Source organism: Kitasatospora sp. NPDC127111 (assembly GCF_042677465.1).
In the GTDB taxonomy this organism is placed as follows: domain Bacteria; phylum Actinomycetota; class Actinomycetes; order Streptomycetales; family Streptomycetaceae; genus Kitasatospora.
In genome coordinates, this window is the sequence record NZ_JBHXTG010000080.1 from 1,862 (window position 1) to 16,700 (window position 14,839).

14 protein-coding genes and 1 pseudogene are annotated in these 14,839 nt (G+C 75.1%); 9 read left to right on the plus strand and 6 right to left on the minus strand.

What is annotated here, in order from left to right; genetic code table 11:
• Window positions 1–174: 174 nt before the first annotated feature.
• The 3 genes from ACFVHB_RS33660 (at window position 175) to ACFVHB_RS33670 (ending at window position 4,931) form a co-directional block, all read left to right on the plus strand.
• Window positions 175–1,764 (plus strand): glycosyltransferase family 2 protein, encoded by a 1,590-nt coding sequence (locus ACFVHB_RS33660; protein WP_380329795.1) that lies wholly within the window; start codon window positions 175–177, stop codon window positions 1,762–1,764.
• A 131-nt stretch (window positions 1,765–1,895) separates the two neighbouring features.
• Complete coding sequence (locus tag ACFVHB_RS33665) at window positions 1,896–4,361, plus strand: SGNH hydrolase domain-containing protein (RefSeq protein WP_380329797.1); 2,466 nt, start codon at window positions 1,896–1,898, stop codon at window positions 4,359–4,361.
• 150 nt (window positions 4,362–4,511) lie between these two features.
• On the plus strand, window positions 4,512–4,931 hold the full coding sequence (locus ACFVHB_RS33670) for a hypothetical protein (protein WP_380329799.1): 420 nt from the start codon (window positions 4,512–4,514) through the stop codon (window positions 4,929–4,931).
• Between the two features lie 128 nt (window positions 4,932–5,059).
• Here the strand turns inward: ACFVHB_RS33670 and ACFVHB_RS33675 are convergent, their stop codons facing one another.
• Window positions 5,060–5,755: a hypothetical protein gene (locus tag ACFVHB_RS33675; RefSeq protein ID WP_380329801.1), complete on the minus strand. Its 696-nt coding sequence runs from the start codon at window positions 5,753–5,755 to the stop codon at window positions 5,060–5,062.
• A 225-nt stretch (window positions 5,756–5,980) separates the two neighbouring features.
• Here ACFVHB_RS33675 and ACFVHB_RS33680 point away from each other — a divergent pair, with 225 nt between their 5' ends.
• Window positions 5,981–6,223 (plus strand): hypothetical protein, encoded by a 243-nt coding sequence (locus tag ACFVHB_RS33680; RefSeq protein WP_380329803.1) that lies wholly within the window; start codon window positions 5,981–5,983, stop codon window positions 6,221–6,223.
• A gap of 193 nt (window positions 6,224–6,416) precedes the next feature.
• The gene (locus ACFVHB_RS33685) at window positions 6,417–7,031 is read left to right on the plus strand and encodes a class I SAM-dependent methyltransferase (RefSeq protein WP_380329805.1); all 615 of its coding nucleotides are present in this window, start codon (window positions 6,417–6,419) and stop codon (window positions 7,029–7,031) included.
• A 6-nt stretch (window positions 7,032–7,037) separates the two neighbouring features.
• Here ACFVHB_RS33685 and ACFVHB_RS33690 read toward each other — a convergent pair whose 3' ends face one another.
• A complete protein-coding gene (locus ACFVHB_RS33690; protein WP_380329808.1) occupies window positions 7,038–7,595 on the minus strand; it encodes a TetR/AcrR family transcriptional regulator in 558 nt (185 codons plus the stop codon).
• Between the two features lie 193 nt (window positions 7,596–7,788).
• On the opposite strand from ACFVHB_RS33690, the gene ACFVHB_RS33695 reads away from it, so the two are divergent.
• The 3 genes from ACFVHB_RS33695 to ACFVHB_RS33705 all read left to right on the plus strand — a co-directional run bounded on the left by ACFVHB_RS33695 (window position 7,789) and on the right by ACFVHB_RS33705 (window position 10,012).
• Window positions 7,789–8,892 carry a pentapeptide repeat-containing protein gene (locus ACFVHB_RS33695; RefSeq protein WP_380329810.1) on the plus strand — a complete coding sequence of 368 codons (1,104 nt, stop codon included), beginning with the start codon at window positions 7,789–7,791 and terminating at the stop codon, window positions 8,890–8,892.
• A gap of 374 nt (window positions 8,893–9,266) precedes the next feature.
• The gene (locus tag ACFVHB_RS33700) at window positions 9,267–9,434 is read left to right on the plus strand and encodes a hypothetical protein (protein WP_380329812.1); all 168 of its coding nucleotides are present in this window, start codon (window positions 9,267–9,269) and stop codon (window positions 9,432–9,434) included.
• A 242-nt stretch (window positions 9,435–9,676) separates the two neighbouring features.
• On the plus strand, window positions 9,677–10,012 hold the full coding sequence (locus ACFVHB_RS33705; protein ID WP_380329814.1) for a hypothetical protein: 336 nt from the start codon (window positions 9,677–9,679) through the stop codon (window positions 10,010–10,012).
• A gap of 132 nt (window positions 10,013–10,144) precedes the next feature.
• Here the strand turns inward: ACFVHB_RS33705 and ACFVHB_RS33710 are convergent, their stop codons facing one another.
• From ACFVHB_RS33710 to ACFVHB_RS33725, 4 genes and pseudogenes are all read right to left on the minus strand, one after another.
• Complete coding sequence (locus tag ACFVHB_RS33710) at window positions 10,145–10,417, minus strand: hypothetical protein (protein ID WP_380329816.1); 273 nt, start codon at window positions 10,415–10,417, stop codon at window positions 10,145–10,147.
• A 380-nt stretch (window positions 10,418–10,797) separates the two neighbouring features.
• Window positions 10,798–11,316 (minus strand): nitroreductase/quinone reductase family protein, encoded by a 519-nt coding sequence (locus tag ACFVHB_RS33715; protein ID WP_380329818.1) that lies wholly within the window; start codon window positions 11,314–11,316, stop codon window positions 10,798–10,800.
• A gap of 433 nt (window positions 11,317–11,749) precedes the next feature.
• A pseudogene (locus ACFVHB_RS33720) lies at window positions 11,750–12,018 on the minus strand (IS630 family transposase); the annotation flags it as partial.
• 107 nt (window positions 12,019–12,125) lie between these two features.
• A complete protein-coding gene (locus ACFVHB_RS33725; RefSeq protein ID WP_380329820.1) occupies window positions 12,126–13,199 on the minus strand; it encodes a PKD domain-containing protein in 1,074 nt (357 codons plus the stop codon).
• Between the two features lie 328 nt (window positions 13,200–13,527).
• On the opposite strand from ACFVHB_RS33725, the gene ACFVHB_RS33730 reads away from it, so the two are divergent.
• Window positions 13,528–14,652, plus strand: a complete 1,125-nt coding sequence (locus ACFVHB_RS33730; RefSeq protein ID WP_380329862.1) for an IS701 family transposase — start codon at window positions 13,528–13,530, stop codon at window positions 14,650–14,652.
• Window positions 14,653–14,839 lie beyond the last annotated feature (187 nt).

Here is a 14,839-nt window from a genome sequence, read left to right on the forward strand (position 1 = left end):
CCCTGTCCCGCCCCCCCCCGGGGGCCAATTTGCCCCCGCCCCCATTTACTGGCCCCCTTCAGCCCCCCACCGGCCCGCGCCGGCCGCGCCCCCCCCCCGGCCGCCGCGCCGCGGCTGCCGAGCCCACCCGACGACGAGGAGCTCTACTGGTACTTCGGCCCGCAGCGCCGCTGGGTGCTGCTCTGCGCCACCCTCTCCTACGCCGGAGCGACCGCCACGCTCGGCCTCTTCGCCCTGAGCCGGCCCCTGCTCTGGCCGTTCCTGGCCCTGACCGTGCTCAACGCCGTCACCTGGCTGCTCTCCGTCAGCGACGGCCAGCGCGCCCGCCGCTACACCCGCGACTCGCACGACCTGCTGCTGCGCGCCTGGCGGCCGGCCCGGTACCCCGGCGTCGACCTGCTGCTCCCCACCGCCGGCGAACCGCTCGACGTCCTGGCCAACGCCTACCGGCACACGGCCGCCGTCCGCTGGCCCGGCGAGCTGACCGTCCTGGTGCTCGACGACGCCGCCCGCCCCGAGGTGCGCGCACTCGCCGAGTCCCACGGCTTCCGGTACCGGGCCAGGCCCGACCGCGGCCGGTTCAAGAAGGCCGGCAACCTCAACCACGGCCTGGCCGAGGGCACCGGCGAGATCATCGCCGTCCTCGACGCCGATTTCTGCCCGCGTCCCGACTTCCTCCACCACCTGGTGCCCTACCTCGACAACCCCGAGGTCGGCATCGTGCAGAGCCCGCAGTGCTTCGACACCGACCCCGGCATGTCGTGGCTGGAACGCGCCGCCGGGGCGACCCAGGAGATCTTCTACCGCTGGATCCAGCCCTCCCGCGACGCCCAGGACGGCACCGTCTGCTGCGGCACCAACGCGCTCTACCGGCGCGCCGCACTGCAGCGCGTCGGCGGCTTCGCCGAGATCGACCACAGCGAGGACCTCTACACCGGCCTCTCGCTCGCCCGCGCCGGGTGGACCACCCGGTACGTGCCCGCCCTGGTCGCCAAGGGCATGTCGCCCACCGGTCTGCCCGCCTTCATCAGCCAGCAGTACCGCTGGTGCCTCGGCTCGCTGGCCCTGGTCGGCGACCCGGGCTTCCGGCGCGGGCCGCTCTCCCGCTCCGCACGGCTCTGCTTCTGGAACGGCATCCTCGGCTACGTCACCAGCGCGGTCAACGTGTTCGCCGTCCCGCTGCCGGCCCTGATCATGCTGTACTTCCGGCCCGAGGAGATCCGGCCCTGGCAGGTGCTGCCGTTCCTGCCGCCGATCTGGGTCGCGCTCGTCCTGCTGCCCGCGATGTCCCGCACCCGCTGGCGCTTCGAGGTCACCCGGGTCCAACTCCTGGGCGGGCTCTGCCACATCGTCGCCATCGCGCACGCGGTACGCCGCCGCAGCGCCGACTGGGTGCCCACCGGCGCCGTCTCCGGCGGCAGTTCGCTCGCCCGTACCGTCGCCCGGATCGGCGTCGGCTGGCTCGGCCTCGTCGTCCTCGCCGGCGCGGCCGGCCCGGCCAGGGCCGTCGCCCTGCACGGCTGGCAGCCGTACTGGGCGCTCACCGCACTGCTCGGGCTCACCGCCTACACGACCATCCCGCTCGTCCGGGCCCTGTGGCCCCTGCTGCGCGGCGGCAACGGTGCCGCCGTCGGCGAAGTCGCCCCGCCCGCCCGGCACGCCTCCGACCCGGGCTTCGGCCGGGCCGAGGCGGTCGCCCTCACCGCCGTGCTGCTGCTCTGCGGCCTGCTGGCCTCCGGCTGGGCCGATCCGCTCGTCTTCTGACGTCTCGTCCATCACCTGGCGCCCGCCCGCCAGGCCTTGCGCGTCGCCCCACCGGCGCGGACCCGCTGCCAGGCCGCCCCATCGGCCCGGCGGTCCCGAACACCGCTGCCAGTCATGCAAGGAGCACCGCCGTGCCCACGGCCGTACCACCGGGCGCCGGACGCCCGGCCGCCGAACACCCGCCCGCGCCCGCAGAACGCCCGGCCGCCGAACACCCGTCCGCCGGGCGCCCGCCCGCCGAACACCCGCCCGCCGAACGCCCGATCGCCGGGCGCCCGTCCGTCCAGCCGGAGAGCACCCGCTCGCCGCACACCGTCCACCCCGAACCCGCACCCGACGCCGCGGCGGGCGCGTTCCCGCCGGACCTCGTCCACCTCGCCGCACCGGCCCGAGGGCCCGCTCCCGCTGCCTCGTCGCCCGCCCGGCAGGTCGCGAAGCTCGTCGCGAAGCCGGTCGCCGAACCGGACGCGCAGCCGGATGCGGCGCCGGCGGGGGATCCGGTTGGGGAGCCGCGCGGACGGGCCGCCTTCCGCCCCGACATCGAGGGCCTGCGCGGCGTCGCCGTCCTCGCCGTCCTCGCCTTCCACGCGGGCGTTCCCGCGTTCACCGGCGGCTACGTCGGCGTCGACGTCTTCTTCGTCATCTCCGGCTTCCTGATCACCGGCCTGCTCATGGCCCGTCCGCTCGGCCTCCGGGACTTCGCCGCCCGCCGGGCCCGCCGCATCCTGCCCGCCGCCGCCGTCGTCCTGGTCGCCACCGCGGTCGCCGGCGGCGCACTGCTCGACCCGCTGCGCGGCACCGACCTCGCCCGCGACCTGATCGCCGCCGCCGGCCAGTTCGCCAACTGGCGGTTCGTCGGGCAGCAGACCGACTACCTCGCCGCCGAACGCGACCCCAGCCCGCTCCAGCACTTCTGGTCACTGGGCGTCGAGAACCAGTTCTACCTGCTCTGGGGCGTCCTGCTGCTCGGCCTCGCCCGCCACCTGACCGGCCGCCGCCGCACCGCCGCGGTCGCCGTCGCCACCACCGCGATCGGCGGCGTCTCGCTGGCACTCTGCATCCGCTGGACGGCCGGCTCCGCACCACTCGGCTACTTCTCCACCGCCGCCCGGCTCTGGGAGTTCGCCGTCGGCGCCGGCGCCGCCCTGCTCGGCACCGTCCTGGCGCGCCGGCTGCCGCACCCCGGCCGGTCCGCCCGGACGGCCGGCTGGGTGCTGCGCCCGCTCGGCTGGGCCGGCGCGGCCGCCGTCCTCCTCGCCGTCCTCCACTACGACCGCGACACGCCCTTCCCCGGCAGCGCCGCCCTGCTCCCCGCCCTCGGCACCGCCGCCGTCCTGCTCGCCGGATCGGCCCACCGTGCTCCCGGCGCCGGTGCTGGTGCCGTTGCTGGCGCCGCTGCCGGTACTGGTGCTTCCGGTGCTGGTGCCGGCGGTGTCGGCCGGCTGCTCGCCACCCGGCCGCTGCGCGCCGCCGGCCGCCTGTCCTACGCCTGGTACCTCTGGCACTGGCCGGTGCTGACCATCGCCCAGGCCCGTTACGGCGCCCTGCCCTGGCCCACCCTGGTCGCGCTCACCGCCGCCTCCGCGCTGCCCGCCTGGCTCACCCTGCGCCTGGTCGAGCAGCCGTTGCGCCACGGCGGCGGCCCGGCGCCGCGCCGGGGGCTCGCGGTCGGCGCCAGCGCACTGGTCATCCCGCTGATCGCCGGGCTGACCCTGGGCGGCGGCACCGTCCGGGCCCTCGGCGACGCCGGCCCGCCCGTGGCGGTCCCGGCCGGCGCGGTCGACGGCCCCGCCCTGCTCGCCCCCGGCACCCGGGTGCTCACCCTGACCCCCTCGCTGGCCCGGGCCCGGGAGGACTTCCCGCCCGGTCGGGGTTGCGAGATCCCGCTCGGTGCCGACACCAGCCCGCGCTGCCTCTTCGGCACCGAGAGCAGCCGCGACCGGATCGTGCTGCTCGGCGACTCCCACGCCGGCCAGTGGATCTCGGGCGCGCTGGCACTGGCCGACCAGCGGCACTGGGCGCTGGAGGTCCTGGTCAAGCCGGGCTGCCCGCTGGCCACCCTGACCGTGCGGAACAACGTCCTCGGCCGCACCTTCGAGGAGTGCGACCGCTGGCGGGAGAACACCCTCACCCGCCTCGCCACCGGTCCCAAGCCGCGCCTGATCCTGATGGCCGGCCTCAACCGGTACGGCGGCCAGGAGGAACGCGCCGAGGGCTGGACCCGCACCCTCGACCGGCTCGCCGCCGTCGGCGCCCCGCTCGCCTACCTCGGCGACACGCCGATGCCCGGCAAGGACATCCCCACCTGCCTCGCCGCCTCCGACGGCCGCTCCGACGCCTGCTTCTTCCCCCGCGCGTCCGCCTTCGAGCGCGACCCGCTGATCGACGGCGGCCTCGCCGCCCGCTACGGCGTCCGGGTGCTCGACCTGGCCCCGCTGCTCTGCCCGGGCACCGGCCCGGACTGCCCGGCGGTCCTGGAGGGCGTGGTGCTCTACCGCGACACCGGGCACATCACCGACACCCTGGCCCGGGTGCTGGCACCCCGGCTGGACAAGGGGCTCCTCGGGCCGGACAGCGGGCTGCCCGGGCCGGCCTGAGGGGAGGAGGGAGGCCCGGCCGGCGCCGCGTCGGTGCTGGTCGGTGCCTCGTCGGCGCCCCGCGGCAGGCGGTCCTGTCGGTCGCCCCGGTTAGCATGCGCCGCGATCGAGTGACGGCGGTCGAGTGACCGTGCGAAGGAGGACGCTGCAGTGGGTGGCAACCAGTGGGCGGGGACGGGGCCGTACCGGGAAGACCTGACGGCGGCCTTCCGGCAGGCCCAGGCGGAGGAGCTGGCGAAGGACGATCACGGGTTCCCGGGCCGGGACATCGTCGAGCTGTGGGAGGACGAGGCGTGGCAGGAGTACGTCCTGACCGGCGGGACGTGCACCGTGCTCGACTTCTACGCGCTGGTCGACGCCGGCTCCGCGGACGGCTTCGCCACGGTCAAACCGCTGACCGAGGCCGAGGTGCGCAGCTGGGCGCCCGACGGCCGGCCGACGCACGAACAGTGGGAGGCCGCGCTGGGAGAGCTCCTGGACCCGGTCGGCCGTGGCCACGGCCGGTGCACGGTGTTGTACCGCGACGGAGAACCGGCGGAGGTCGGCTACTGGGGGTGCACGGCGGACTGACCGACGGGACGGACGGGACCGACGGGCCGGAAGGTGAACGGGCCGGACGGGTGAACGGCCGGACCGCCCGGCCCGACCGCCCGCCAGGCCCGTCCCGCCCCGGCGTCCACCCGGCCTCCCGGGGCCGGTCAGCCGTAGATGCCGTGGCAGAGGCGGGCCTGCTCCGAGCCGGCCGGCCAGCGGCCGATGCGCTCGGCCTGGTCGCAGAGCGAGCCGCCTCCGATCGCCGCCGGCAGGCTCGGCGCGCCGCCCGGCACAGGCGCCGGTGCCGACGCCGCCGGGGCGGGTGCCGCCGGGCCGGTCGCCGGGCGGGACGGCGCCGGCCGCGGGCTGTGGCTCGGCCGGGGGCGGGCGGTGCTGGCGTGGTCCGCCCCGGTCCCCGCGGGTTCGCCCGCGGTACCCGGCTGCTCGGCCGGGGTCGGCGCCGTCTCCGGCGAGGGGGCCGGCGTGCCGGGCGGCGCCGTGGCCGGGACGGGCACCAGGTCGGGCACCGAGGGCACCGACGGCAACGCGGAGGGGGACGGCGACGGCGAGTCCGCCGAGGTCGGCGAGGCCGAGGGGAACGCCACCACCCCGGTCCGCTCCTCGCCCGACCCGGGCCCGCACATCACCAGGACGGCGGCCAGCCCCGCGACCGTCCCGGCCGCCGTCGCCGCCCACACCCAGCGCGGCCGCCCCGCCCGAGCGGCCGCCGCGGCCCTGGCCGGGGGCGAGGGGACGGGTACCGGCGGGGCCGCCGAGGCGGGCGGCGGCGGTGGGACCGGCGGTGGCTCCCACGCCTGCTCCGGCCACTGCCACTGCCCGCCCGTCGGCTGCCCGCCCATGCCCGGTGTCCTCCTGCCGGCCGTCGCCGACCACCGGCGACCCGCTCGCCGTGCTCAACGAGCGCGCCGCCGCCGGGACATGACCCGGACGGGGGTTCTCCGCAGCTCGCCCGCCCGTCGCGCCCCCCGGCCGCCCGTCGCGCCCCCCGACCCGCCCGCCCCGGACCGTACGCTGCCTGCCGTACCCCGGGTGCGGCCGTCCGGGGTCCGCCACATGCTGGGGGCATGGACACCAACAGCACGCCGAACAGCACGGCGAAGCCCCTGGTCGAGGTCGCCGAGTTCCGTACCGACAGCCGGTACCGCCTGGTCCACTTCGAGGGCCACGGCTGGGAGCCGCTCGCTCCGGAGGAGTTCGAACCCCGGATCCACCAGCTCTTCCCCGACCTCGACCCCCGGGATCCCGACCGCGTCCACTGGGCCGACCGCCCGTGGGAGTGGCCCGCCTGGCACCCGGGCGAGGCCTGACCCGGTCCCGACGCGGCTCCCTGCGCCCTGCCCCCGGCTCCGCCCCCGCCCCGGTCCGCCCCCGGTGACGGTCCGTCGCTTGGCGCCGAGCGGCGATCGGGGGAAGATCGTTCCGACTGTGACGGGCGATCCGGCCCACCGGCGGCGGGGCCGCCGCGGCCGGCCGGTCGCGCCCGACCGACGAGGGGGAGCTGTGAACGAACTGGCGAGCAACGCGGGTTACGGCGAGACGGCGGCGGAGCGGGTCGCCCAGTACGAGGGGGTGACCTTCGAACAGGTCCACCGCGAGGTGCTGCACCTGTTCCCCGAACGGCCGTCCGACATCCTCGACATCGGCGCCGGCACCGGCCGGGACGCGGCCGCCCTGGCCGCACGCGGCCACCGGGTCGTCGCGGCCGAACCGACCGCCGAGCTGCGCCGGGCCGGCGAGCGCATCCACGCCGGCAGCGGCATCCGCTGGGTCGACGACTCGCTGCCCGAGGCCGCCGCGCTCCGCGCGACGGGCGAGCGCTTCGACCTGATCCTGCTGTGCGCCGTCTGGATGCACCTGGCCGAGCGGGAACGGCCGTTGGCGATGGACGCGCTCACCCGGCTGCTCAACCCCGGCGGCCGGGTCGTCCTCTCGCTGCGCCACGGCCCGGTGCCGCCCGGCCGCCGGATGTTCGCCGTCCCGGCCGACGAGACGGTCGCGCAGGCCCGGGCCCGCGGCCTGGACCTGCTGATCCGCACCCCCCGACCCGACCTGCACGACCGCCCGGGAGTGAGCTGGACCGTCCTCGCCTTCGCAGCGGCGGGCGGGCACCGCTAGCGCAGGTCAGCGCAGCAGCCACTTCCTGGTCAGCTCCATCACCTCGGCACGGGTGCGGCCCGCGTGGTCGGCGGCGATGGAGGGGCTGCCGATCCGCAGCGAGAAGGTCACCATGCAGCGCACCTCCACCTCGTCCTCGTCGGGGCAGAACGACCGGAACAGCGAACGCAGGTACTCCATCCGCCGGTTGTCGACGCGCCGGAGCCGCTCCGCGACCACCTCGTCGCGCCGGGCCCAGTCGCGGATCGCGAGGTCCACCGCGACGCTCCTCGACGGCGCCGTCCCGGAGGCGACGACCGTGAACAGCCGGTCCAGCCGCGTCCGGGCGTCCCCGCCCAGGCTCTCGACCTGCTCGATCACCGCCTCGGTGACGTCCCGCTCCCAGGTGTCGAGCAACTCGTCGAGCAGCGCACCCCGGCTCCCGAAATACCCGTAGAACCCGCCCTTGGTCACACCGAGCGCCTGCGCCAGCGGCTCGATCCGGACGGCCTCCGGACCACCGCCCGCGAGCGCCCGCAGCCCCTCCTCGACCCAGCGCTCACGCGGCGTACGGGGCGCGCCCATCCGGTGTCTCCCTCCACGTCCGGTCCTGCCACCTCCGCCCCCGCGCCGGTCGTACGGGGCCGCGCCGATCATGCCGGCCCGGCGACCGTACCGGCCCTCCGGTCCGGAACTGCCCTAGGATCCGGTGACCATGGGGGAATCGTTTCGCGACCGTCGCCGTCCGACTCGGCCGGCTACCGTGGCGGTGGTCGTCGTGGCCGCTCTGGTAGCCCTGGCGGTTCTGCTCCTGGCGCTCCCGGCCCTGGTCGTCGACCATGATCTCGCCGGTGCCCAGCTCACCGCCGCGGAACGGCTGAACGCCGTGAACGACGTGCGCACCACGCTGCTCCAGGCGATCGGCGGTGCCGTCGTCCTGTTCGGCGCCTACGCCACCTGGCGGCAGCTGCGCGTCAGCCAGGACGGGCTGCACGCCACCCGGGAGGGCCACGTGACCGACCGCTTCAGCCGGGCCGTGGAGCAGCTGGGCAGCGACAAGCTGGACGTGCGGATCGGCGGCATCTACGCGCTCCGGCGGATCGCCGACCACTCCGAGCGTGACCACGAGTCGGTCGTCTCGATCATGGCGGCGTACCTGCGGACGCACCTGCCCTGGCCGCCGCAGGAGCCGGGGGCCCCGGCGGCGGACGCCTCCATCAACTCGGTTCGCCCGCTGGAGACCCGCGCGGCCGACGCCCAGGTGGCGCTCACCTGCCTCGGCGTCCTCACCCAGGACCGCACTCCGGGCTGGCTCAACGTCAGCTTCACGGACCTGCGCCGGGCCGACTGCGACGGACTGTGGCTCAGCGGCGTCAACCTCGACGGCACGTGCCTGGAAGCGGCGAGCGTGTATCAGGTCAACCTGCGCGGGGCCTCCCTGATCAGGGCCAACCTGCGGCATGCCGAACTGGGGACCTCGATCCTCCACCGGGCCCGGTGCACCGGAGCCGACCTGCGCGGCGCCCGGCTGCTCAAGGCCGACCTGCGGGAGGCGGACTTCTCCGGCGCGGACCTGCGCGAGGCGAACCTCCGCAAGGCCCGCGCCGGAGGCACCGTGTTCGTCCGCGCGGACCTGCGCATGGCCGACCTCCGCGGCTGCGACCTCAGCGGGGCCGACCTGCGGCAGGCGAGGCTGGAGACCGCGCTGGCGAGCAGCCTCACCGTCTGGCCGTCCGGCTTCGACGCGGAGGCGGCAGGCGTCGTCGCCGCCGAGGACCCGGGCGCCGAACCGGACAACGTGCTGCCGGCCGCCGCGATCACGGCGCCGGTCCCGGTTCTGCGGTCGGGGCCGGCACCCGATCCGACGGCGTCAGCGGACTGAGCGGACGGGACGGGTGGGCGCGGACCCGCACGCCGGGCCGAAAGCCCGTGGCGAGGGCCCGGACAGGGCGGGAGAATCCGTCGGCATGGGAGCCGACCTGCACGGGGTCGTCGAGTGCCGGGCCACCTTCGGAACGCTCGACGAGGAGGACGCGGCCCGGGCCGCCGCGATCGACGTGGACCTGCTCTACGGCGGACGTGACGACGACGCCTTCGGCTGTCTGTTCGGGGTGCGGAACCACGCGGGCTTCCGCCCCCTCGCCGAGGGCCGCGGCCTGCCCGACGACGTCTCGGACCGGACCCGCCGGGGCATACGGGGGATGGGGGCCGGACGGTCACCGCGCGTCCTGGATCGGCTGGGCGGAACTGGTCCGGGTGGACTGGGACGAGCCCGCGGACGCGGTGGACGAGCGCGTCCACGAGTACGGCCGCGCGCCCGACGGCGGTCGGGTCCTGACCGGCAAGTCCTTCCAGGACACCCGAGGCCGGCCCGAGGGCGCCGAGTGGACGCAGGGGGCAAGCTCCTCCGCGTCGCGCGGATGACCCGGCTGGAGGCGGTGGCAGGCGGCGCCTGGGCGCCGGTGTGGGCGGCCATGCGGGCACTCGCCGACGTCCACGGTGAGGAGAACGTCAGGCTCGTCGTCTGGTTCGAGGGTAGGCCCGCTTCGTCGATCGGCGCGGACCGGGAGATGATCGGCGAGACGGGTCCCACGGGCTCTCCCGGCCGGGCCGTGCGGGGGAGGGCCTGCCAGGCGGGGCGGTGGTACCGAACGGACGGGGGAGCGATGAGCGGTTGGCAGCTGGTGCAGGGGGGAACCCTGGTGGGCGAGTTGCACGAGGAGGGGTGCGACATGCCGTGGTTCCTGCACCGCTTCGTCCCGGGGCCCGGCTGGGAGGGCGTGCGTGAGCTGTTCGAGCGACTGGCGGCAGTCCGCTGGGGGGACGGCCCCGAGGGGAAGCAGTTCGCCGCCGCCGTCCTGCCGATCCGGGCGGCAGAGCTCCGGCTGGTCGCGGTCGGCTTCGACGAACCGGACCTGACCGTGTGGCGAGGCCCGTGCTTCCTCCACATCGAGGGGGACTCCGCCAGGCTCCGGTACGCCGCGGCCGACGGGCGCCGGTAGCGCGGTGTCGGGCGGCGCGCGGGCTCCGGGCGGGTGGGCTGTTCGGTGGTTCGCGGCCGGTGTGACTCCGGACGAACCGGCGGTCCAGGAGCCGGTGGTACCGGCTCCGCTCGTGGCGGGCTCGCGGGGCCCTCACTCGGCCGGAGTGCCGTGCGGTGCGGCCGGACGGCGGGTGTTGCGGCGGGCCCGTACGGCGGCCCGGGCGGGGACCGCGGCGATCAGGCCCGCCGCCAGGCCGAGCCCCAGACCCAGGAGGTTGTCGTAGAGGTCCTGGGCGTCGCAGGCCCGGCCCAGGACGGGCAGGGCGTACTGGTTGGGTGGCCTCCACGGCGGCCGGCAGGAGCGCCGCGCCGGCGGCGGCGGCCGCCCGCCGGCCCCAGGTGCCGGCGAGCGCGGCGGCGACACCGAGCGGAACGAACAGGGCTACATTCAAGCTGCTCTGACTGACCGTCAGGAGCTCGCGCGCGGGATGCGGCCCGGCGCCGTCGACGGTGCACTGGCGGGCGTTGTAGCGGAGGTTGTCCGCGAGCGAGCACCGCAGGTCGGGTAGCAGGGTGAGGGTGATGATCCCGCCGAGCGCGAGGACCAGCAGGAAGCCCGCGAAGCGGTGCGCGGCCAGTAACCGGCCGGCCGGGCGGCTCAACAGGACGGCGAGGACGGCGGAGACGAGCGCGCCGGGCCAGAGCAGCGGCGAGGCGTCGAGAACGGCGGTGATCACACCCGGGTGGACGCCGCCATACACGCGTTCGGTTCACCGCCGGCCGGCTGCGGGAGGCGCCGACCGCTCAGCTGTCCGCCGCGTCCGCCGCGTCGGTCCCGTCGGCCGCGCCCGGCGTGCCGGGCCTGGGGGCCAGCACCACCACCGCGGTTTCGTGGGGCCGCAGCGCCGCGAAGGCGTCCAGGTTCGCGTCGATCGCGCGCCAGCGGGCCCAGAGCCGCGTCCGCTCCTCGCCCGTCGCGGCACGGGCCCGCACCGACCGCCGCCCGTCGGCCAGTTCGACGTCGGCGTCCGGGTGCGCCTGCAGATTGAGCCACCACGCGGGCTCACCCTCGCCCCAGCCGTTCATCGCCAGCGAGACCAGATTCGGACCGTCCTCGAAGTACCCGACGATCACGCTGCGCCGCTGCCCGGTGCGGCGCCCGGTCGTGGTGAGCCGCAGGGTGCCCCAGCCCTTGGCCTTCGGCCGCCACAGCCCGACCCGCCCGCCGAAGGCCCGGTACACGCCCCGGTGGACGGCCCAGGCGAGCCGGATGAACCAGCGGGGCGGGAGCCATGGTGCCTTCGTCCGCCGCTCGACCGACATGGCGACCTCCCCCACCCCTCGCCGGCTGTGGCCGTGAACGGGACGATAGCGGCAGCCGCCGACGGCCGATAGGGCCGTGCCGCACCCGCGCGCGGTTCGGCGGTACCGGGCGGTGGCGAGGGGTGGAATCCGGTCACGTCCTCTCGTTCATGGCTGCGGCCAGCACAGGCACCACGTTCGATTCGGGGGTGGTTGGGCTGTGCTCTTCCGTTGCTGTGCTACCCGGGGACGACGGTGGCCGGGCGTTACCAACTGGTCCTGGGAGCGGGTGGGTTCGGGCAGGTGTGGAGGGCCCGCGACGAGCACGTGCGCTCCACACCCGCGCCGCCGCCCTCAATCGGCGAACCCTGATCAACCTCGGATTCCCACACAACGGCACCACCTGGAAGATCCGGGCTGTCGCCTGACGGCGACAGCCCGGATCACACCAAGAGTGCCGGCGGTGCGGGGAGCCGATGATCTCACCGGTAGCGGCGTTGAGTGCCGCGAACAAGGGGTGACGCCGCCGCGCAGGTAGTCGTGGGTGCGGCGCTCGGGCATGCCGGGCATCATCGGTCGTACCGGGGCCGAGCGGTCCAGGGCCTGAATCTGCGACTTCTCATCGACGCAGAGCACGATGGCGCGCTGCGGCGGGTCCAGGTGGAGGCCCACCACGGCGCGGACCTTCTCGACGAACTGCGGGTCCTTGCTGAGCTTGAAGGTGTCCACCTGGTCGATCCGCCGCTGCCAGTCCGAGTTCCCGAGGGCGTGCGCCGGGCAAGCGAGAGGGCCGCAGGCCGTCGGGCCTGCGGCCCTTCCAGGAGTGCAGGTCAGTACAGGCTGGCGATGTGGAAGACGTCGTCGGCCTTGCCGATGTAGGCGTTGGAGAGGGCGAAGGTGCCGGTCGAGGGACGGTAGATGCCGAAGGTGGTGCGGCCGGCCGCCTGCCAGTCGCCGACCAGCGGGACGTCGCCGTAGTCGCCGTAGCCGGCGGTGCTGACGCTGCCGTCGTCGTGGCGGAGCGCGAAGGTGTTCGTCCGGCCGGTGCCGTTGCCGCGGAAGATGCCGAGCTGAATGTGGCCCACGCGGTCCCAGTCGCCCACCACCGGCAGGTCGCCGGGGTCGCCGAAGCACGCGGTGGTCACGCTGCCGTCGTCGTGGCGGACGGCGAAGGTGGCGGTGCTCGGCCGGTAGACCGCGAGCTGGTCGTGCCCGTTGTGGTCCCAGGCGGCCGGGACCGGTATGTCACCGGCTTGGCCGAAGCCCACCGTGGTGGGCGCGGGGAGGGTGTTCAGGATGAACTGGCCGGAGCGGTAGACCCCGACCACCACCTGGGTGCCGTAGGCCGGGGCGACGGCGATCGGGATGTCTCCGTCGGCGGTCCCGAACGTGCTCTGGCCGGTCGGCGGCCCGGACACCCGCTGGTTGGTGAAGTCCCAGGCACCCCGGTCGTGGAGCAGCCCGACGAAGGGGCGGTGGCTGCCCATCATGCCGTCGTAGAACTTCGCGACGAGGGGGGCGCCGAACAGGGTTCCGTGGACGACGGTGACGGACTTCTGGCTCGTGGCGGACCGGCCGTGGTCGTCGACGACGGTCTCGGTCACCGTGAAGCGGCCGCCAGTGGCGTACGTGTGAGTGACCGGGGTGGTGGACGCCGTGACCGGCGCGGTGCCGTCGCCGAAGTCGAAGCTGTACGAGGTGATCGGCCACGTGCCGGTGGAGGCATCGGTGACGGTCAGTCGGGGCACCTCCTGGTCCGCCTGGGTGGCGGTGAAGGCGGCTGTCGGATCGGTGCCGGGATCGGTGGCGCCGGCGGCGTGTGCACTGACAACGGGCAGCACCGTGCCGATCACGGCGGCACCGATGACGGCAGCCGCCGATCCGAGGTAGCGGCGTGAACTCATGAGATCCCCCAATGATCTTGTGAACGAAGCGTTGACGCGCGAACAGCAACCAGGCGCGGGGCCGGTGCGCCGTCGAATTATTCACCTGCCCGGTGATGCCGGAGAGGGCGGGGAGGGGTTGGCACGTCGGAGGCGCCCGCACACGTCGTAGGGCCGGTTGGTACTCCAGTGAGCGTAATTCGTTTTCCCTGGTCAGCGGCCTGGTGGCGGCGAGTGTAGCCGGGCTGCGCCGGGGGTGGAGGGGTGTTCGCGGGGATGTCGCGCGGACGAGTGGCCGCGGCGCGCGTAGGGGCAGCGTCGTGGACAGCCCCTCGGTGTGAGCGACGATCTGGCGGAGGTGTGGGACCGGGAACTGACCGAACTCTTCCTGCGGATCGGGACTCGCTTCACGCGGGTGGAGCCGCGGAGGCGGATGCGGGACTACGTGCGCGGACTGTTGGGTCCGGTGGGCCGAAAGAACAGCTGGCAGTTGGCCGAGTTCGGCGGGCACCCGGCCCCGCATCGGCTGCAGCACCTGCTCGCCCGCGCCTGTTGGAGCGCGGACGGGGTCCGCGATGACCTGCAGGCCTACATCGGCGAGCAACTCGGCACCCCTGACGGTGTCCTGATCCTCGACGACACGGGTTTCGTGAAGAAGGGCACCGTCCCGGCCGGCGTGCAGCGCCAGTACTCGGGCACCGCCGGCCGCACGGAGAACCGCCAGATCGGCGTCTTCGCAGCCTACGCCTGGACCAAGGGCCATGCCCTGGTCGACCGCGAGCTCGACCTGCCCAAGTCCTGGACCGACGACCGGCAACGCTGCCAGGGCCCCCGCGTCCCCGACGAGCGCGGTCGGCGGCCAGGACTCGCACTTCCGGCGGTTCCTCGAAGACGCCGGGCTCTCCTACGTCGCTGCCGTCCCAAGTCCCAGCAGGTGCACGGCCCACGGATCGACTTCCTCATCGCCCAAGCCCCGCCCGAGGCTTGGCAGCGGCTGTCCGCCGGCTCCGAGGCCAAGGGTGAGCGCCTCTACGACTGGGCCGCAGCGCGCCTGCCAGCCGTGTGGGAATTCGACGGTGACCAGCCCACTCGGCAGCGCTGGATGCTGGCCCGTCGTAGCATCGCCAGGCCTGACGACGTCGCCTACTATCTGGCCTGCGCGCCCCTGGACGCCACCGTCGCCGACCTGGTCCGCGTCGCGGGCTGCCGCTGGAAGATCGAGGAGTGCTTCCAGAGCGCGAAGAACGAGTGCGGCCTGGACCAGTACGAAATGAGGCCGTACGTGGGCTGGTACCGGCACATCACCCTCGCGATGCTCGCCCACGCGTTCCTGGCCGTCATGGCTGCCCGGGAGCGCGAAAAGGGGGCGGCAGCGACGACGCGCCCGACCTCGTGGACCTCACCCCGGCCGAGATTCGCCGTCTGCTGGCAGCTCGACCCCGCCACCGTGCTCCGGACCGCGACCACACACTGACCTGGTCCAGATGGCGCCGCCGTCACCAAGCACACGCGCGGCGCTGTCACTACATGCTTCGCGGCCATTCGTTCGCGCGACCCTCCGCGGAGCAGCACTAGGTGGTGATGAGGTTCGTGTCGGCGCCGGGCGGTGGTTCGGTCGGGGGTGCATGGGCTGTGGCCGTCTTTCGGGCGGGCGGCCTTGG